This is a genomic window from Niveispirillum sp. GW835-FHT14G11, from assembly GCF_058793615.1.
The window spans coordinates 206,039-224,104 of the sequence record NZ_JBXAFZ010000005.1; the positions used below are offsets into that span (position 1 = coordinate 206,039).

Annotated in this window: 14 protein-coding genes; 12 read left to right on the plus strand and 2 right to left on the minus strand. The window is 67.0% G+C overall.

Annotated elements, in window-relative coordinates:
- Positions 1–47: 47 nt before the first annotated feature.
- From AC1Q7F_RS11580 to AC1Q7F_RS11605, 6 genes are all read left to right on the plus strand, one after another.
- A complete protein-coding gene (locus tag AC1Q7F_RS11580; protein ID WP_492506869.1) occupies positions 48–3,278 on the plus strand; it encodes a type VI secretion protein IcmF/TssM N-terminal domain-containing protein in 3,231 nt (1,076 codons plus the stop codon).
- Between the two features lie 14 nt (positions 3,279–3,292).
- Complete coding sequence (locus tag AC1Q7F_RS11585) at positions 3,293–4,672, plus strand: DotU family type IV/VI secretion system protein (protein ID WP_492506871.1); 1,380 nt, start codon at positions 3,293–3,295, stop codon at positions 4,670–4,672.
- 10 nt (positions 4,673–4,682) lie between these two features.
- Complete coding sequence (tssK, locus tag AC1Q7F_RS11590; RefSeq protein WP_492506873.1) at positions 4,683–6,101, plus strand: type VI secretion system baseplate subunit TssK; 1,419 nt, start codon at positions 4,683–4,685, stop codon at positions 6,099–6,101.
- Positions 6,102–6,105: 4 nt separating this feature from the next.
- Entirely contained in the window at positions 6,106–6,669 is a 564-nt protein-coding gene (locus tag AC1Q7F_RS11595) for a DUF4123 domain-containing protein (protein WP_492506875.1), read from the plus strand.
- 17 nt (positions 6,670–6,686) lie between these two features.
- Complete coding sequence (locus tag AC1Q7F_RS11600; protein ID WP_492506877.1) at positions 6,687–6,977, plus strand: PAAR domain-containing protein; 291 nt, start codon at positions 6,687–6,689, stop codon at positions 6,975–6,977.
- Between the two features lie 185 nt (positions 6,978–7,162).
- Positions 7,163–7,678 (plus strand): Hcp family type VI secretion system effector, encoded by a 516-nt coding sequence (locus tag AC1Q7F_RS11605; RefSeq protein WP_492506879.1) that lies wholly within the window; start codon positions 7,163–7,165, stop codon positions 7,676–7,678.
- 6 nt (positions 7,679–7,684) lie between these two features.
- Here the strand turns inward: AC1Q7F_RS11605 and AC1Q7F_RS11610 are convergent, their stop codons facing one another.
- Entirely contained in the window at positions 7,685–9,298 is a 1,614-nt protein-coding gene (locus AC1Q7F_RS11610) for a sigma 54-interacting transcriptional regulator (protein WP_492506881.1), read from the minus strand.
- A 9-nt stretch (positions 9,299–9,307) separates the two neighbouring features.
- The gene (gene tssH / locus AC1Q7F_RS11615; RefSeq protein ID WP_492506884.1) at positions 9,308–11,929 is read right to left on the minus strand and encodes a type VI secretion system ATPase TssH; all 2,622 of its coding nucleotides are present in this window, start codon (positions 11,927–11,929) and stop codon (positions 9,308–9,310) included.
- A 244-nt stretch (positions 11,930–12,173) separates the two neighbouring features.
- Between tssH and AC1Q7F_RS11620 the strand changes: the two genes are divergently transcribed.
- The 6 genes from AC1Q7F_RS11620 (at position 12,174) to AC1Q7F_RS11645 (ending at position 18,053) form a co-directional block, all read left to right on the plus strand.
- A complete protein-coding gene (locus AC1Q7F_RS11620) occupies positions 12,174–12,812 on the plus strand; it encodes a hypothetical protein (protein ID WP_492506886.1) in 639 nt (212 codons plus the stop codon).
- A gap of 12 nt (positions 12,813–12,824) precedes the next feature.
- Complete coding sequence (locus tag AC1Q7F_RS11625) at positions 12,825–13,319, plus strand: hypothetical protein (RefSeq protein WP_492506888.1); 495 nt, start codon at positions 12,825–12,827, stop codon at positions 13,317–13,319.
- On the plus strand, positions 13,316–13,567 hold the full coding sequence (locus tag AC1Q7F_RS11630) for a hypothetical protein (RefSeq protein WP_492506890.1): 252 nt from the start codon (positions 13,316–13,318) through the stop codon (positions 13,565–13,567). Before AC1Q7F_RS11625 ends, AC1Q7F_RS11630 begins: the two co-directional genes overlap by 4 nt.
- Before the next feature lie 79 nt (positions 13,568–13,646).
- Positions 13,647–15,683, plus strand: a complete 2,037-nt coding sequence (locus AC1Q7F_RS11635) for a type VI secretion system Vgr family protein (RefSeq protein ID WP_492506892.1) — start codon at positions 13,647–13,649, stop codon at positions 15,681–15,683.
- Positions 15,680–17,563 carry a type VI secretion system contractile sheath large subunit gene (gene tssC / locus AC1Q7F_RS11640; RefSeq protein ID WP_492506894.1) on the plus strand — a complete coding sequence of 628 codons (1,884 nt, stop codon included), beginning with the start codon at positions 15,680–15,682 and terminating at the stop codon, positions 17,561–17,563. The genes AC1Q7F_RS11635 and tssC overlap by 4 nt, the downstream gene beginning before the upstream one ends.
- Positions 17,553–18,053: an Hcp family type VI secretion system effector gene (locus AC1Q7F_RS11645; RefSeq protein WP_492506896.1), complete on the plus strand. Its 501-nt coding sequence runs from the start codon at positions 17,553–17,555 to the stop codon at positions 18,051–18,053. Before tssC ends, AC1Q7F_RS11645 begins: the two co-directional genes overlap by 11 nt.
- Positions 18,054–18,066: the final 13 nt, after the last annotated feature.

An 18,066-nucleotide genomic window follows, 5' to 3' on the forward strand; every position in this document is an offset into this window, starting at 1 on the left:
GCCGCACCTTCCCCGCCCCCTTCCCTCTTCCCGACCCCAGGCCGACGATGAAACTGCCTTCCCTGCCCTCCATCGCCTCCGGCCTGCGGCCCCCGTCGCAGGTGGCGGCCATTGCCGGTGTCGTGCTGCTGGTCGTGGCGCTGGCGGCCATCCTGATCCGCTGGGGCGACCGACTGCCGCCGGCCCTGCTCTGGGCCATCATGGCCATCCTGTTGGTGAGTGTCCTCCTGTGGTTGGTGCTGCGCGGCTGGCCGCTGTGGCGGGAATGGCGTTTCCTGCGGCACTACAAGCAGGAATTCGGTGAGGCGGGTGCCGCCGATCCGGAGCCGCGGCGCGACCTGCGGCTTGCAGCAGCCGACGCGCTGTCCACCCTGAAAGGGCTGGACCCTACGGCCCTGCAACGCCTGCCCTGGCTGTTCATGCTGGGCGATGGCCGGGCGGGCCGAGCGTTGCTGGCACATGCCGCACGCAAGTCGCCCCTGCCATCGCCCGACCATGGCGCCCATCCGGGCCGGCTGTGGCACCATTGGTTTCCTGGAGCGGGCGTGGTGGTGGAGCTTGCCGACCGGTTCATCTGTGCCCGCACGGATGCCGCCACCCGCCGTCTGTGGCTGGAAGCGCTGCTGACCAGCGACCGGCTGCGCCCTGACATGCCCCTGCATGGGCTGTTGCTGCTGATACCCGTGGAAAGCCTGTCGCCAGCGGCGGAGGAGACGCGCCAGGACCTGGTCGTCAACCTGCGCCGAATGATCGATGAGCTGCTGCGCACGCTGGTCATCGACATCCCCGTCTATGTGCTGGTCTCCGGCGCCGACAGACTGGAGGGGGCGGAGACCTTCCTGACCCTGCTGCCCGAAGAGGTGCGCAGTCAGGCCGTCGGCCACGCCTTCGCGGAAGGGGTGACGCCGGATGCCGCGCTGGCCGTCTGGACCGGCGCCTTCGATGCCTTGACCACAACCCTGTATCGCCTGCAGCTGGGGTTGCTGGCCAAGACCGACACGCCCACCGCGCGCCAGGCCATCCATGCCTTCACAGGACAGGTGGAACGGCTGCGCGAGCCGCTGGGCAGCCTGTTGAAAAGCCTGTTCGAAGCCGGACCGGTGCAGTTGCAGCGCACGGCCCGGCTGCGTGGCGTCTATCTGGTTGGCGGGGCGGACATCCCGGCCTTTGCCCATGACCTGTTCGCCACACTTGTGCCGCGCGATGCGTCCTTGGCCCGGTCCACCGGTGGTCGTCGTCAGCGCCGCCGCCGTCTGGCCCTGATCACCGGCGTCGCAGCGCTCGCCCTTTCCATCCTGGCCACCGCTGCCATCCTCTGGCCCGTGCCAGCGCTGGAGGCGGCACGCCAGCAGGCATCACAAGCCTGCCTGGATCGGGCCGGCACCGGCGGACTGGCCGGGCTGACCCACTGCGCGGAAAGCATCGCGGCCTTCGATGCGGCCGCCGCCGCCATGCCGTTGGGCAGCCGGCCAGCCCGCACGCAGATGGCCGCCCTGCGCCAGGCCTGGGTCACGGCCTGGCACGCATCGGTGGCCGAAGGGCTCTATAATGCCATGAAGCAGGATATCGATCACGGCACTGGTTTCGGTGTGCGCCTGGCCGTACTGGAAAGCCTGTCGCTGCTGGAGAATTGCGCTGGTACGGGTAACGGCTGCACCCATGATGCCCCCGGAACGGCGGAACTGCGCACCCGCCTGACCTATCTGGGCCTGGATCCCGGCCGGTTGCTGAAGGCCCACCTCTCCTACCTCTCCTGGCGGCCCGAGGCTGACCTTGTCGCCGACCGGGCCCGTCTGGTCAGCCTGCGCGATCAGGGATGGACGACGGCGCCACCATCCGTCGCCGACCTGCTGGCCTGGGCCGGCGGCCTGGGCAAGCCGCGTCCCTTGTCCAGCTTCTGGGATCAGCCGATGGTGGAGGACAGCCAGCCCCTGGGCGGCGCCTTCACGGCCGAGGCCTGGACCGGTGGCATCGGTCCGGCCCTGGACCTCGTCCGCGCCAGCGCCGGCAACCCGGCCCTGGCCGACCAGTTGGCCCGCGATTTCCACCGTGCGCGGCAGGAAGCGTGGGGCGACTTCCTGGCCCGGTTCGGGGAGGGGGCGGCCCTGTGGGTCAAGGACCCGGCCGGCCTGAAGAACCTGCTGGCCAACCGCAACCGCCACCCTTTCGAAACCTTGTGGCGCGACCTGCAGGCGGCTGTGTTCGCCACCACACCTGAAGACCAGTTCCGCCCCTGGGCCCGCGCGCTGAAAGAGGCACTGGTCAGCCAATGGCCCAATGCATCGACGCGTCTGTTCGCGCTGGCCAACCAGTTGGCCCAGGCCAAAGACGGCCAGGCCGGGTACGAGCTGGCGGTCGATGCCTTCAAGGCGGGCGGCGCGCCCAGTGCCAAGGCAAGCGCCCCCCTCTGGCAGGCCGCCGAACAGTTCAGCGCGCTTCATCAGAAGCTGGAGGGCGGAGAACAGGATGATTTCAAGGCGCTGACCGTGCTGGAGGCCGCGCCGCGGACATTGCTGCGTCTGGCCATGCAGGACGCGTCGGTGAGGGTGAATGAGGAATGGTCAGCCCAGATCCTCTCCAAAACCCGGTCCCAGCCGCCGGCGCAGGCCCTAGCACAGTTGAGCGGCGACCAGGGCGATCTGGCCCGCTTCATCAAGGACTGGCTGTCCGGTTTTCTGGTCGAGGACAGCACGCGCCCGAAAACCATCATGGAAACGGAAATGCCCATCGACCCTGTCTTCACCGCCTTCGCCGAGCGGGTGCGGCAGCCGGGCGAGGTGCCGGGACCCGTTCCCGCCGGCACCCTGTCGGTGACCGCCGCCACTCGCATCGGCCAGATCACGGAGGGGCCGCAGGGCACGCAGGTGGAGATGCTGTGCAACCATTCCATCTTCACCGCCACCTCCCCCGGCATGACGATGCCGCGGCGCGTCAACCTTTCCTGGAAGCGCGACGACTGCAAGGAAATCCGGATCACCGTATCGCTGCCGACCGAACTGGGCCGCGGCGAACCGCTGCTGATCTCAAGATCCTGGACGGGGGGCGACGACCTGCTGGAACGGTTCGCCCGGGATTTCACAGGCGGGCGCCGGTCCTTCCCCCTCTCCGCCTTCGACCAGGGCGGGCTGACGGCGGAGGTCCGGCAGCGGCTGCATGAAACGGCGGGCCCCGACGCCACCGTCACCGTCGCCGCCGAAATCCAGCTGGAGCCCGGCTTCAACAAGGAACGGCCCGGCCCCCCGGCCGTGCCGACCCGCGTCATCCAACCGGTCCTGTGACGGAGGCCCTCGCCATGCGGCTCAGGCATTATTTCTCGGATTTCATCAGCTATGGCCTTGCCATCGACGGCAGTTTCGAACAGCCCGGCCAACCCCCGCCCTACAGCGAGGTGGTAGGCGAGCTGGCACGTCTGCTGTCGCAGGCGGAGGATGCAGCGATCAGGGCTGGATACCTGCCCCGCGAGGTGGAGCTGGCTGCCCATGCCGTCACCGCCTGGATCGATGAAAGACTGGCCAAGCGCGGCATGTGGCGGGCCGGCACGGCGCTCCAGACCCGCCGCTTCGGCACCCATACCGCCGGCAACCGTTTCTATACCCATCTGGAGGAGCTGCTGCCCGACGCGGACGAGCTGCGCGAGATCCATTTCCTGATGCTGTCCCTGGGTTTCGAGGGGCAGTATGAGGGACATGCAGACCGGCAGGGTGAATTCGGCCGCCTGCTGGGCAGGGTGGAACAGGCGCTGAAGACGCCACCGGCGGCCCCCGCCACCTTCATCAAGGCACGATTGACCCCGCAGCCCTATGAGATGGCGGCACCGCCACCCGCCACCCTGCGCGGCAGTCCCAGGGCGCTGCTGGCCGTCCTGCTGGTCGTGTCCCTGCTGCTGCCGGCCGCGTCCCTGCTCTGGGCCTTGCAGGCACCGGCGATACCGGCGATCGAGGTGGCGCAAGACCCGCGTCCGTCGCTGCAGCGTCTGGCCGCCGCGTTCGATTGCGCCGACCTGACATTGCAGGTGGAACCGGGTGAACGGCCGGCCGCCACCCTGACCGGCTATGTCCGTTCCAACGAGGATCGGGAGCGGCTGCTCCGGGAGGCAGCTCAGGTGCCAGGCGTGGGCGAGGTGACGGGCCGGGTCGACGTGCATGCCTGGCCCTTCTGCGAGGTGTTGCGCATCATAAAGCCCTACGGCCCCTCAGCATCGCCCGGCCGCAAGCCTGTGACCATCGATACTGCCAACGGCCAGCGCCGCCTCTATGAGGGCGATAGTCTGGAACTGCGCGCGGTGCTGCCGGAAATGTCGGGCTTCCCCTCGCTGATCTATGTCAGCGCCACGGGCACCATCCAGCAGATCTATCCCAACATGGCCGGTCAGGCCCGGCCGCGGGCGGCAGGCTTTGTACTGGAACAGGCCGAAATCCTGCCCCCGCCCCGGACCTTCACGGTCAGCTGCCCCTTCGGGGAGGAGATGGTGGTGGCCATTCTCAGCCCCGAACCGCTGTTTGCGGTCAGCAGCGACCAGGCGGTGAAGACCAATATCAGCCTGCCCGACCTGCGTGAGGCGCTGCTGAGGCGCGACGCGGCGGGGCGGGGGCTGTTCGCCAACCACATCTTCCTGACCAGCGTGGCCAGGAGCCGGACGGACGGGCCCGAGACGGCCTGTCGCCCCGATTAGGAGAACCAGGATGATCCGGCCGGAAATACGCCCCCTTCACTGGAACCAGGGCCTGTTCCTGACACCGCAGCATTTCCAGCTGCTGGATGGACGCCAGGATGCGTTGCGCCAGCATTTCCACACGCTGGCGGGCCCGCATGGCTGGGGCCTGCGCCGTCTGTCGCTGAATGCCGATGCTCTGGCCCATGGCACGATCGATATCGTGGCATGCGAGGCCCTGTTCCGTTCCGGCACCTATCTGCGCACCGGCCCCGACGGTCCCGTCAACGCAACCTTGAAACCCCGTGACTGCCAGCAGCTGGCGCGCAGTGCCACGCGGCCTTTGCGCCTGTTCCTGGCCGTGCCGGCACCGGCCGGCACCGGCGCCAATGTCGACGGCGCGGTGCGGGCGGGCGAGCCCCGCCGCCGCTTCCACGTCACCCATGAAAGCCAGCGCGACCAGTTGGACCCGCAGGGCCTGGACGTGGACATCCCCTTCCTCAACCTGAACCCGGAAATCGTGCTGGACACCGATCCGGGCTTCCAGTCGCTGGCTGACGGGCATGAATTGCTGCGCCTGGGGGAGTTGAACCCACAGGAGGGCGGTTTCAACCTGTCGGCGGAACAGATACCGCCCTGTCTGGCGTTGGACGCCGTTTCCGGCCTGCTGGACCAGGCGGTACGGCTGCATCACCTGTTGCGCCACCGCGCCCTGGAATTCGCCGAACTGAAGCGTGAGCGGGTGCTGCGCGGCACGGCGGCCAACCCGCAGGACGTCTATCGCACCCTGATCCTCCAGGTTCTGAACCGCCAGGCCGGTACGCTGCGCGGTCTGGCCGAGGCACCTTGGACGCATCCGACCGAGGCCTACCGCACCCTGCTGACCATCGTGGCGGAACTGTCGAGCTTCTCCGACGAATATGGCCTGGATGGCGCGCCGGAGACAGGCGACGGTAACGGCCTGCCCGCCTATGACCATGAACGGATCGGCCTGTGCTTTGCCGAAGCCGCATCGCGCATCCGCGCCATGGTCAAGCGCCTGTCGTTGGGGTCGGAAACCAGCATCCCGCTGGAATTCAACGGTGAATTCTATACCGCCGACATCCCTTCCCGCTTCTTCGAAGGTCGCGAGAACCAATACTACCTGATGATCGAAAGCAATTTCAGCGGCGAGAAGCTGGAAACGGAGCTGATGAACAACGGCAAGCTGACCAGCCGCGCCGAGATGGCCAAGGTCCGCAAGCTGGCCCTGTTCGGCCTGCCCATCGAATATCTGCGGGTGGCCCCGCCCGACCTGCCGCTGCGCTCCCTGCGCTATGCCTATTTCCGCATCAACACCGCCACGCCGCAATGGGCACAGGTGCGCGAGGAACAGAACCTCGCCCTCTATTTCACGGCGCTGCGGCCGGACGAGACCAACGTGAAGCTGATCCGCACCACCGCCGGGTGAACAGATGACGAAGGTGGCTATCATGGAGCGGACGGAACGGCTTCTGGACATCATGCGGGCGCGCAATGCCGCGCTGGACCCGCCGGAACGCTGCTTCCTGGTCGTGGATGCCGCATCCGACCCGTCGATCTTCCCCTTCCTCTTCGCGCATCAGGACGAACTGACGGTCCAGTCGCTTTACAAGGGAGAGGCAGCGACGGAACTGGCGGAAGTGGCGCCCTATCTGCTGGCGCTGGACGAAGGCGAGGGGCCGGCCCGGAAGTTCGTCGCGGAAGGATGGGGTCACCACCGCTTCATCCTGCTGTGCACGGCAGTGGGGTTCGACGATATGCGCCAGCATTTGCGTAAGCTGACCTTCGCCCAGATGCCGGATGGCGAGGCGGTGCTGTTCCGCTTCTACGACCCGCGTGTCACCCGCATCTTCCTGCCCACCTGCGACGGGGCACAGTTGGCCCGCTTCTTCGGTCCGGCCAGCCGCATCGTCACCGAATCCCAGGACCCCGCCCGCGCTGCCTGCTTCGACTTCCGCGACGGGCGGTTGGAGGCGGGAACCATTCCGCTCGACTGACCAATCGGAGGACCACCATGCCGCTGGCCGCACGAATGACCGACATGCACACCTGCCCCATGGTCACGGGCACCGTTCCCCATGTGGGCGGCCCGGTGCTGGCGCCCTGCGTGCCCAATGTGCTGATCGGCTTCCTGCCGGCGGCCGTGGTTGGCGACACCTGCGTCTGCGTGGGTCCGCCCGATACGATCACCGCCGGATCCGCCACCGTGCTGATCGGCAACAAGCCCGCCGCCCGCATGGGCGACCGCACCGCCCATGGCGGCGTCATCGTCATGGGCTGCCCCACCGTGATCATCGGCGGTTGAGCGGGAAGCTGCGCGGATTCAAAAATTGCGCATCTTTCCGCTCAATATAGTTATATCGATGAATAGGGATATGCCTGATATTTGCCGAAATTGAACATAAATACCGAAGAATCGTTACTGGCACGGCATTTGCCTATCTGGTTTCGGAAGCAAATTTCAGCATTTTCAACCAGGAGGACTAGAGCATGCCTGTACCCGGTTACCTGACCATCACCGGCACCAAACAGGGGAATATTTCCCAGGGCGCCTTCACGGCCGACAGCGTCGGCAATATCTGGGTCGAGGGCCATGAGGATGAATGCTTGGTCCAGGCCTTCACCAACGGCGTCGTGCAGCCGCGCGATCCGCAGAGCGGCCAGCCCACCGGCACGCGCGTCCACAAGCCCGCCACCTTCACCAAAGTGTTCGACAAGGCGTCACCGCTGCTGTGGCAGGCGCTGTGCGCGGGCGAGATCTTGCAGCTGGAGCTGAAATTCTACCGCACCGCCCAGACCGGCCAGCAGGAACATTATTTCACCATCAAATGGACGGACTGCACCCTGGTCGACGGCCAGGGCTTCTTCCCCAACTGCCTGGACCCGGCCAACAGCAACTTCACCCATATGGAGGACTGGTCCTTCGTCTACCGCAAGGTGGAATGGACGCATGAGAAGGCCGGCACCACCGGTTCGGACGATTGGCGCAAGCCGATGACGGCGTAATCGCCGTCAGGTGGGGCGGCCGGCCGTGGCCCGCCGCCCCCCGAACCCATACCGGCCCAGCTTCTCCACCAGACTGCGCCGGGAAATGCCCAGCAGGCCGGCGGCAACCGTCTGGTTGCCGCCCGTCTCCTCCAGCCGGGCCGCGATCATCCAGGCCTCGAACCGTTCCACCGCTTCCTTCAAGGGCCCTTCGGGCACGGCGGGGCCGGTCGGCACAGACGGGATGGGCCGGCGCAGCTCTGCCGGGAACAGGTCCGGCCCGATCCGCTGCCCCTCCTCGCACAGCAGCAGGGCCCGCTCCATGATGTTGCGCAGTTCCCGGACATTGCCGGGAAAGGCATGGTGGGTCAGCGCCTCCATGGCGTCGGGCGTCAGACCGGGGGCGGGGCGGCCATGCAGGCGGGCGGCCTCGGCCAGGAAATGCTCCGCCAGACGCGGAATGTCCCCACCCCGTTCCCGGAGCGGCGGCAGGCGGATGGGAAAGACGTTCAGCCGGTAATAGAGATCCTCGCGGAACTCCCCGCGCGCGATCCGCTCGCGCAGATCGACATTGGTGGCGGCGATGACCCGCACATCCACCTTTTCCGTCTTCGTGGCGCCCACGGCCCGAACCTCATTCTCCTGCAACAGCCGCAGCAGCTTGGCCTGCAGCGCCAGGGGCATGTCCCCGATCTCGTCCAGGAACAGGGTGCCGCCATGGGCCGCCTGGGCCAGTCCCTGCTTGTCGGCCACGGCCCCGGTGAACGCGCCGCGGCGATGGCCGAACAGCTCACTTTCCAGCAGATTCTCCGGCAGGGCGGCACAGTTCTGGGCGATGAACGGACCCTTGGCACGCGGGCTGGCGCGGTGGATGGCATGGGCGAACACTTCCTTGCCGGTGCCCGTCTCCCCCAGCACCAGCACCGTCACCCGCGTCCCCGCTACCTTCTCCACCAGCGACAGGGCCGCGCGCAGCGGCGGGCTGTCACCCACGATGCCACCTTGGCCCATGCTTGTGGCGATCGCATCGCGCAGGCGCTGGTTCTCCGCGTCCAGTTCGCGGTTGCGCCGGCCCAAGGCACTGATCAGGGACCGGTTCTGGTCGATCAGCCGCCGGTTGGACAGGATCACGGCCGCCTGCGAGGCAAACGCTGACAGCAGCCGGTCCGGCAGCAGCCCATCCGGCAGGTCGGCCATCAGCAGCACGCCCACCGTCACCCCTTCATGATCACGCAGCGGCGTGGCCAGCACGGCCCCCGTGCGCCGGCCCAGCCGCCGGTCCCGCGCGTACTCCTCCTCGAAATCGAAGCCGCTATAGGCATAGATGTCGGGCACCTTCAGGATGCGCCCCATGGCCGCCGTGTAGGCATAGGGGTTGGTCAGGTTGGGCGCGCCCGCGACATAGATCGGCACCGGCCCCGTCTGTCCCTGCCCCTCCTCCCCCTGCGCCAGGGGCAGCAGGTTCTGCTTGGTCACGTCCAGCCCGTAGATGCGCCCGTCACGCGCCCCGGTCAGGCGCAGGGCCGCCGACAGGATACGGCCCAGCAATGACGGCAGGCTGCGCTCCGCCGACAGGGCCGCGCTCAGTTCCACGAACAGATCGACCGTGGCGGCCGCGTCCAGGGGTGCCTCGCCGTCCATGGCTGGGGATCAGCCGAAACCGACGTTGAAGCCGCCATCGCCGTCCAGGCCGATATGCAACGCCTCCGGCAACCCGCCATCGGTCAGCCTTTCCAGTATCTCGGCGGAGATGCGGGGCAGGAGGGTGCGGCCAATGATATGATCGATGTTGCGGGCCCCCGTCTCCACCTCCGTACAGCGGCGCGCGATCTCCGCCACCACATCATCGTCATAGGCGAAGCGGACACGGTGGCTCTGCGCCAGACGACGGCCCACCCGGTCCAGCTTCAGTCGCGTGATCTCCACCAGACTGTCGCCCAGCAGCGGCAGATAGGGCACGATGGTCATGCGGGCCAGCAGGGCCGGCTTGAAATGCCGCGACAGGATGGGGCGGATGGCCTCCACGATCTCGTCCGTGTCCGGCCGCTCCGGCAGCTGCCCGATGCGGGTCAGGGCGTCGGTGGCCAGGTTGCTGGTCAGGAACAGGGCGATGTTGCGGCAATCGATCACCCGCCCCTCACCGTCCGACAGGGTGCCCTTGTCGAACACCTGGTAGAACAGGTTCAGCACCTCCAGATCGGCCTTCTCCACCTCGTCCAGCAACACCACCGAATAGGGCCGCTGGCGAATGGCCTCGGTCAGCACCCCGCCCTCGCCACAGCCGACATAGCCGGGGGGCGAGCCGACAAGGCGGGAGATCGTGTGCTTCTCCTGATACTCTGACATGTTGATGGAACACATGAAGCGGTCGCCGCCGAACAGCAGGTCGGCCACGGCCGTCGCCGTCTCCGTCTTGCCCACGCCGCTGGGTCCCACCAGCAGGAACACGCCCATGGGCGCGTCGGGGTTGCCCACCCCGGCCTTGGCCGACCGGATACCCTGGGCAACGGCAGCGATGGCCGGTTCCTGCCCCTTGATGCGCTTCAGTAGATTGGGTTCCAGCGCCAGGATGGATGCCGCCTCGTCGCGCACCATGCTGCCGACGGGAATGCCGGTCCAGTCGGCCACCACCTGACCCACCACCTCGGGCGTAACCTCATAATGCACCAGCGGCTCCCGCCCGCGTATCTCCTTCAGCTCCTTGTCCAGCCGGCGCAGTTCCGCCGCCGTCTCCCCGGCCACCTCGCCCCCCGCTTCGGCCAGCGTGGCGCGCAGGGTCACCAGCCGCTCGGCCAACGCCTTCTCCTGCTGCCAGCGTTCGGCCACGCCATCGGCCTTGTCCTTGGCGTCGGCGATCTCCGCGTCGATCTCCGCGATACGGGGCGGCGGGTCCTCACCCAGATGCAGGTCGCGCAGCAGCCCCGCCTTCTCCCGCTCCAGCACGGCGATGCGGCGTTCCTGGTCCTCCAATGCCGTCGGCTTGGTGCCCAGGCTCAGCTTCACCCGCGCGCCCGCCGTGTCCAGCAGGTCCACGGCCTTGTCGGGCAATTGCCGACCGGAGAGATAGCGGGCGGACAGCCGGGCGGCGGCCACCACCGCCTCGTCCCTGATATGCACCCCATGCGCCTTCTCATAGGCCGGGCGCAGGCCGCGGATGATGGTGACGGCATCGTCCACCGACGGCTCGTCCAGCTTCACCAGCTCGAACCGCCTTGTCAGGGCCGGATCCTTCTCGAAATACTTCTTGTATTCGCTCCAGGTGGTGGCGGCGATGGTGCGCAACTCGCCCCGCGCCAGGGCCGGCTTCAGCAGGTTGGCGGCGTCCCCGCTGCCGGCCTGCCCGCCGGCACCCACCAGCGTGTGCGCTTCGTCGATGAACAGGATCACCGGCTTCACTGACGCCTTGACCTCCTCGATCACCTTCTTCAGCCGGTTCTCGAACTCCCCTTTCATGCCGGCACCGGCCTGCAGCAGGCCCATGTCCAGACCGCGCAGGGAGACGTTCTTCAGGAACTCCGGCACCTCGCCCTGAATGATGCGCAGCGCCAGCCCCTCCACCACCGCCGTCTTGCCCACGCCGGGATCGCCCACGCAGATCGGATTATTCTTCCGCCGCCGTCCCAGCACGTCGATCATCTGCTTGATCTCCCGGTCGCGGCAAAAGACCGGGTCGATGCGGCCCTGGCGGGCCTGTTCGGTGAAATCCACCGTAAAGCGGGCCAGCGCACTGTCCCCCACCGGTGCGGCCCCGCCAGCCGGTGCACCACCCTCGGCGGGGGCCGCCGGGGCCGTGTCCGTCTCCTTGGAAAAGGCGAACAGCTTGGGCAGGTCGGCGCGCAGCCGATCGGGCCCGATCACCGACAGATACTCAAACCAGGCGCTATCGCCATGGCGCATGGGGGCGGCCAGCAGGGCCGCCAGCAGGGCGCCCGACCTGATCTGCCCCTCCCCCAGGTCCACGGAACTGATCAGCCAGGCATCGCCGAACCAGTCGCGCAGATGCGGGGAATAGGCCGGCCGGTCGGGATTGCCCTTGCGCATGCCGTCCAGCGCCCGGTTCAGCAGCTGCGCCAGCCGTCCCGCATCCAGGTCGGCCTGGCGCAGGGCCAGCGGCAGATCATTGTGGGGGTCGTCCAGCAGATGGATCAGCAGATGCTCGGCCGCCAGTTCGTAATGGCCACGCGTGACCGCATTCGTCGCCCCCGCCTCCAGCGCCTTGCGGGTCACGGGATTGAGGCGACCCAGCAGGCGACGGAAATCCAGCGTGACCATGCGCACAACCCTCGGGGATTATTCCGGATAGGCTTGCATGCTATCATAGGGATCATATCTGACAATATAATCTCGATTATAAATACTCTATTCAACTTGATGAATACAAGTTTAGCAGGACTCGACAGCGCACCGATTATTGTTCATTACTCGCAAATGGAAATGTTCGCCCGACCATTTCCTGTCCCCATCACAATCCGCGCCATCGATGCAACCCCGCTTCGTCAGCCCCATTGGAGTTGTCGTGCTTGAAGATGGCGGCAGTCGGCTGCTGATCGGGCCGTCGCATCTGATGACGGGGGCGGCCGAACTGTATCGGGTGCGGGACAAGGAACAGGCACGATGGCTGCTCAGGTATTATATCAACGAAGATTGGGAGATGTCGGCGCTGCGGGGCCTAGCGGCGGAACATGGTATCGGACAGCTGCAATCGGTTCCCGACACCAACCTTCTGGAACTGATGGCTGGCAAGGTCCTGTCCTGGCCCATGATCATGGCCCATGTTCCACAAACCATCGATCTGCTGTCCGATCCGGTAACAGCCTCTGTCGGACAGGGGTCCGAGGACAGCCTGAACCCGGCTATCTACCTGAACCTTCCTGTACCCGAATGGACTTTGGCCCAACGATTCCATTTCGTGGTCGGGGAGGCCATGCAGCATGTAGGCCCCGCAATCAGGGAGGAACTGGAACGGCGGCTGACCCTCGAGGCGATTCTATGGGCAGCAGTCATGATGGCCGCGATGGCCGCCGCGACGGCCGCTGGCATCGGGGCTGTGGTCATAGCCGCATCGGCGGCGGCCACCTTTGCCGTCCTGGGCTGGGCGACCCCCAAATTCCTGGGCAAGCTGGCGGAGTTCCTGGACAATTTATTCCGTGCGTAGACGAAGAAGGACTTGACCGAAGCCGCCATGGCTTTCGCCGATGCTGTGGCGATTGCCGGCGTTTCCCTTATCCAGAACCTGCTTCTGCGGGGCGCCAAGTCGGTTACGAAAAAGGCTATCGAGAAGAGGCAGGACAGAACTCCCTCACCCGCTTCCAATGCCGGGCAAGATACCGCACGGTCGAGCGATGTCCAAGCGAAGCCCACCGGGCCGCCCCCCAAGACAATACCGGATGGCCGGACAGGGCATATCTTCCGGGATGCGCCCGGACATCTCCCGGACACGCCGGCAAACCGGAAGATGCTGACCGACGCGGCCGGTGATCCCAAGTATTTTCAGGGCCATGACAAATATGGAAATGCCTGGTACGCGAAGAATACTGCCGATGGAAGACAAATCTGGGTACAGACCCGCGGAAATGAGATCATAAACGGGGGAATGAACGCCACTCCCCGGAATTACAATCAGGAAACCGGTCTTTCTAAACCAACACGGACGAAACCATGACACATGCCGACACCCGTCTGACCGTCGAGGAATCCTTTCAGGCCATGGTCCGATTTCTGGAAATGTATTGGGAAAGGTCCCAATCGGCGGAGATAGCCATGCTGTTAGGATCGCTGACCCCGCTGCCTGACGGAAAGCCCGCCGATCCCGCGCTCTGGTCGGACTGGCAGGAATGCATTGCCGAAAGTCACCGCCCCTCCCCCGGAGATCACGAGCAGGGCGGCGGGCCGGTGCCTGAGGAAAGCTAAGCAACCACCCGCTACCCGTCATCTGAACCAGGTCCACGGACGACCGCCATCGGCATCAGCGCAGGAAGTGAAGGCCGCCATGCGACAGGACACACGCTTCCTCCGGATGAACACGCCGCTGGGCCCCGACCGGCTGGTGGTGACCGGATTGTCGGGGGAAGACGCGCTGTCCGTGCCCTTCACCTTCCGGGTGGAGGCGTTCAGTCCCGATGCGCCCGTGGACCTGACGCAGTTGATCGGCCGGCCGGCGGTGATCAGCATGCGCAGCGGCCGCAGCGACGACCGGCATTTCCACGGCTATATCGCCACGGCAACCTATCTGGGGCTGGATTTCGCATCCCGCCGCTATCGCTATCAGATGCAGCTGGTGCCCTGGCTGTGGTTCCTGTCAAAGCGCGCCGACTGCCGCATCTTTCAGAACAAGACCGTGCCGCAGATCGCAGAGGAGATTTTCAAGGAGCTGGGCTTCAACGATTATGAGGTCCAGCTGGTCGATCCCGGCAAGCCCCGCCCCTATTGCGTGCAATACCGGGAGAGCGACCTGAATTTCCTGTCCCGCCTGTTCGAGGAGGAGGGGATTTTCTATTTCTTCCGGCACGAGAAGGACCGCCATATCCTGGTGCTGGGCGACGCGCCGGCCGTGCATGCCGACCTGCCCGGCGGTGCCAAGGTGGAGGTGAAGCGCGCCGACACCGTGGATGCCAAGCCCGGCATCGACCATATGTCGGAACGGCTGCAGGCCCGCTCCGGCCGCCATGCCCTGTCCGACTACAATTTCGAGACGCCGAAGGCCGACTTGGCCGTGACCGCCACCACGGTCCAGGCCCAGCCTTTCAATACCGACCTGGAACAGTTCGACTATCCCGGCGGCCATACCGACCGGGGCGAGGGCGACAGGCGGGCCAAGCTGCGCATGCAGCAGGTGGAAGCGACATACCGGGTTTATGAGGGGCGGTCCAACCTGACAAGGATGGCGTCGGGCACCGCCATGCAGGTCGCAAAGCATGAAATCCGCGAGTATAACCGCCGCTACACGCTGCTCTCGGTCATCCATCAGGCGACCAACGACCTGGATGGCGGCGGGGCGGGATATGCCAACAGCTTCACCGCCATCCCCCACGACACCCCCTATCGGCCCCCCGTGCGGTCACAGAAGGTGCTGGTGGAAGGGCCGCAGACCGCCACCGTCGTGGGCCCGCAGGGGGAGGAGATCCATACCGACAAGTATGGGCGCATCAAGGTCAGCTTCCATTGGGACCGCCGGTCCAAGGCGGATGAGGCCAGCTCCTGCTGGGTGCGGGTGGGTCAGGCGCTGGCCGGGGCCCGCTGGGGCGGCATCTTCATCCCACGGGTGGGGATGGAGGTGATCGTGGAGTTCCTGGAGGGCGACCCCGACTGCCCCATCGTCACCGGCTGCGTCTATAATGCCGACACCATGCCCCCCTATCCGCTGCCCGGCAATCGCACGCGCAGCGTGATCAAGACCAAATCCTCCCCCAAGGCATCCGGTTTCAACGAGCTGCGGTTCGAGGACAAGGCCGGGGCGGAGCAGATCTTCATCCAGGCCCAGCGCGACCTGGATCTGCGCGTCCTGACCCGCCGCCGCGCCCTGATCGGCGCCACCGACCACCTGACCGTAGGCGGCGACCGGCGGGCGGAGGTCAAGGGGGCCGACAGCCTGACCGTCGCCCGCGACATGAAGACCAAGGTGGAGGCCGCCCTGTCGCTGGATGTCGGCACCGACATCGACCAGAAGGCCGGTACCAACATCGCCGTGAAGGCCGGCATGCAGCTGGTGCTGGAGGCGGGAAGCCTGCTGTCGCTGAAGGTGGGCGGCAGCTTCATCACCCTGGGCCCCTCCGGCGTGGCCATTTCCGGGCCCACGGTGCTGATCAACAGCGGCGGATCGGCCGGCAGCCTGTCGGCTTCCCCCGACGCGCCGGACAAACCGGAGGCCCCGCCCACGGCCGAAGGTGGGACCGCCGGCAATGCCAAGCCCCGGACCCTGACGCGCCCGTCAGGCCAGCGGCAACGCGTCACCCAGATCCAGGCCCTGCAGGATGCCGCCCGGTCCGGGGCCGCCTTCTGCCAGATCTGCGGCGGGGCGGGCCGATGATCCCTCTGTCCACCCCCGTCGATTTCCAGGCGGCCACCGCCCGCACGATGCCCCGCGTGCGGCTGACCTACAAGGTCGATACCGGCCTGGGTCCGGACGAGGTGGAGTTGCCCTTTGTCATCGGTATCATCGGTGACCTGGCGCCTCACCCGCCGGAGGGTGAAACCACCCAGCGCCACCTTTCCTTCATCGACATCCAGGGTGGTGGGGTGGATTCCGCCCTGGCCGAGCTGGTGCCGTGCCTGATCCTGCCAGATGCCGGCTTCCCGCCGGTCACCCTGTATTTCCGCTCCCTGAACGACTTCTCCCCGGACGGCATCGCCGCGCAGGTGCCAGGGCTGCGGCGCCTGCTGATCGAACGCAGCCTGCTGGCGGATGCGCGGCGTGCATGGACCACCCCGCCCAACCCCGCCCTGATCGCGCGCCGCGCGGAAATGGCGGCCCTGCCGTCCCTGCCGCGCCTGGCACAGGAAGAGGTGCCGGTGCTGGCGGCGATGCTGGTGCCCCTGCTGACGGAAATGGCGGCGGCGGCGGACCCGGCGGCAGAGATGGCCGCCCGCATCGCGGCCCTGGACCTGATCCTGGAACGGCGCACGGCCGCCATCCGCCTGCAGCCTTCCTTCCGGCAGCTGGAGGCATCCTGGCGCGGTGTCGACTTCCTGGCCCGCACCGTGTCATCGCGCGAGGTGGTGGTCCGGGTCCTGGCCCTGACGCGCGAGAACATCGTGGACGACCTGGAAGGCGCATCCACGCTGGAGCGGACCGAGCTGTACCGCCTGACCTACACGCGTGAATACGGCATCCTGGGCGGACGGCCCTTCGGCCTGATCTGCCTGGATATGGAATTCGGGTCGGGACGGCAGGATTGCTGGCTGCTGGACCGGCTGTCGCTGCTGGGCAGCCACATTCACGCCCCCGTCATCGCCAACGCCGCCCCCGGCCTGCTGGGCTGCGCGGCGGAGATGGCGGAGATCGCCGACGGGCGCCGCGACCTGTCCCTGGGCCTGCAACAGCTGGAACAGCAGCAGGCCTGGGCGCAGCTGCGCCGTGCCGATCACAGCCGTTATCTGGCCCTGGCCCTGCCCCGTGTGCTGGCCGCCGATATTGGGCCGGCCCCGTTCGGCCAGGGGCGGGGCTTCGTGGCCGGCGCCCGGGGTGCGGGGGCGGCACCACCCCTGTGGATGGGCGCCATCTACCCGTTCGCCCAGGTGGCGGCCGCATCCTTCATCCGCAATGGCTGGAGCGTGGCCATCACCGGCATCGATGGCGGCGGGCGGGTCGACGGGCTGCCCGCCGCCTGCTTCTCCACGGGAGAGCGCGGTCGTGCGACCCGGCCAGGGCTGGAGGCGCTGCTGACCGAGGCGCAGGAGAACCTGCTGGCCGATGCCGGCCTGCTGCCCCTGCTGCACTGCCAGGGTCAGCCCTATGCCGCCTTCTTCCGGGTGCAGTCGGTACACCTGCCGCACCGGGCCGGGGCACGGCCGGGGCTGGAGGAGCGGATGCAGGTCCGCCTGTCACTGGTCTTCGCCATCTGCCGCATCGCGCATTATCTGAAGGTGCTGACGCGGGAAACGGTGGGCACCCTGGCCGCCGCCCGTGACCTGGAGGCGCGGCTGAACCGCTGGATCGCGGGCTATGTCGCCTTCCAGGACGACACCGCACCGGAAATCCGCGCCCGCCGGCCCCTGCGCCACGGGTCGGTGCGGGTGGAACAGCGCGAGGGCGAACCCGGTGTGTTCAATCTGGCCATCACCATCCAGCCGCATTTCCAGTTCGACGAGCTGGACTGCTCCATCAGCCTGACCAGCCGCCTGGAAGTCAGCGGCCTGTCGACCGGGCAGACGCCCGACCGTCTTGAGGAGACCGCCCGTGGCCCATGATGCTTACATCCGATTTGAAGGCATATCCTCGCGCAATCCGGATAGCGAACGGCCGGGCTGGATCCGGCTGCTGTCCTTCCAGCATGGGCTGGAACAGCCGATGACGGGCAGTGCCGGCACCGGCGGCCAGGGGGCGCCCGCCCGCGCCCGCCATGGCGACCTGCTGCTGGAAAAGCTGCTGGACGACACGTCCCCGCTGCTGGCCCTGCATTGCTGCTCCGGTCGCGTCATCCCCCAGGCCACGCTGGAAGTCTGGGATGCCGGCGCCGGCCGGCACAAATTCATGGAATATCTGCTGACCGACGTGCTGGTCCGGTCCAGCCGGGTGCAACTGCCCAGCGTGCGCGTCAAGGAGAGTGGCGCGACCCTGTGGGAGGAGATTGGGCTGCAATATGCCCGCATCGAATGGATCTACACACTGAACAATGCCGACGGCCCCATTGGCAGCGTCGACCATTTCTGGGACACCGCCCAGAATCGCGGCGGCTGAAGGGGGGGCGGAC

Excerpts from the sequence above, each read along its gene's own strand:
- AC1Q7F_RS11580 (WP_492506869.1), top strand. The coding sequence starts at position 48 with ATGAAACTGCCTTCCCTGCCCTCCATCGCCTCCGGCCTGCGGCCCCCG.
- AC1Q7F_RS11585 (WP_492506871.1), top strand. The coding sequence starts at position 3,293 with ATGCGGCTCAGGCATTATTTCTCGGATTTCATCAGCTATGGCCTTGCC.
- tssK (WP_492506873.1), top strand. The coding sequence starts at position 4,683 with ATGATCCGGCCGGAAATACGCCCCCTTCACTGGAACCAGGGCCTGTTC.
- AC1Q7F_RS11595 (WP_492506875.1), top strand. The coding sequence starts at position 6,106 with ATGACGAAGGTGGCTATCATGGAGCGGACGGAACGGCTTCTGGACATC.
- AC1Q7F_RS11600 (WP_492506877.1), top strand. The coding sequence starts at position 6,687 with ATGCCGCTGGCCGCACGAATGACCGACATGCACACCTGCCCCATGGTC.
- AC1Q7F_RS11605 (WP_492506879.1), top strand. The coding sequence starts at position 7,163 with ATGCCTGTACCCGGTTACCTGACCATCACCGGCACCAAACAGGGGAAT.
- AC1Q7F_RS11610 (WP_492506881.1), bottom strand. The coding sequence starts at position 9,298 with ATGGACGGCGAGGCACCCCTGGACGCGGCCGCCACGGTCGATCTGTTC.
- tssH (WP_492506884.1), bottom strand. The coding sequence starts at position 11,929 with ATGGTCACGCTGGATTTCCGTCGCCTGCTGGGTCGCCTCAATCCCGTG.
- AC1Q7F_RS11630 (WP_492506890.1), top strand. The coding sequence starts at position 13,316 with ATGACACATGCCGACACCCGTCTGACCGTCGAGGAATCCTTTCAGGCC.
- AC1Q7F_RS11635 (WP_492506892.1), top strand. The coding sequence starts at position 13,647 with ATGCGACAGGACACACGCTTCCTCCGGATGAACACGCCGCTGGGCCCC.
- tssC (WP_492506894.1), top strand. The coding sequence starts at position 15,680 with ATGATCCCTCTGTCCACCCCCGTCGATTTCCAGGCGGCCACCGCCCGC.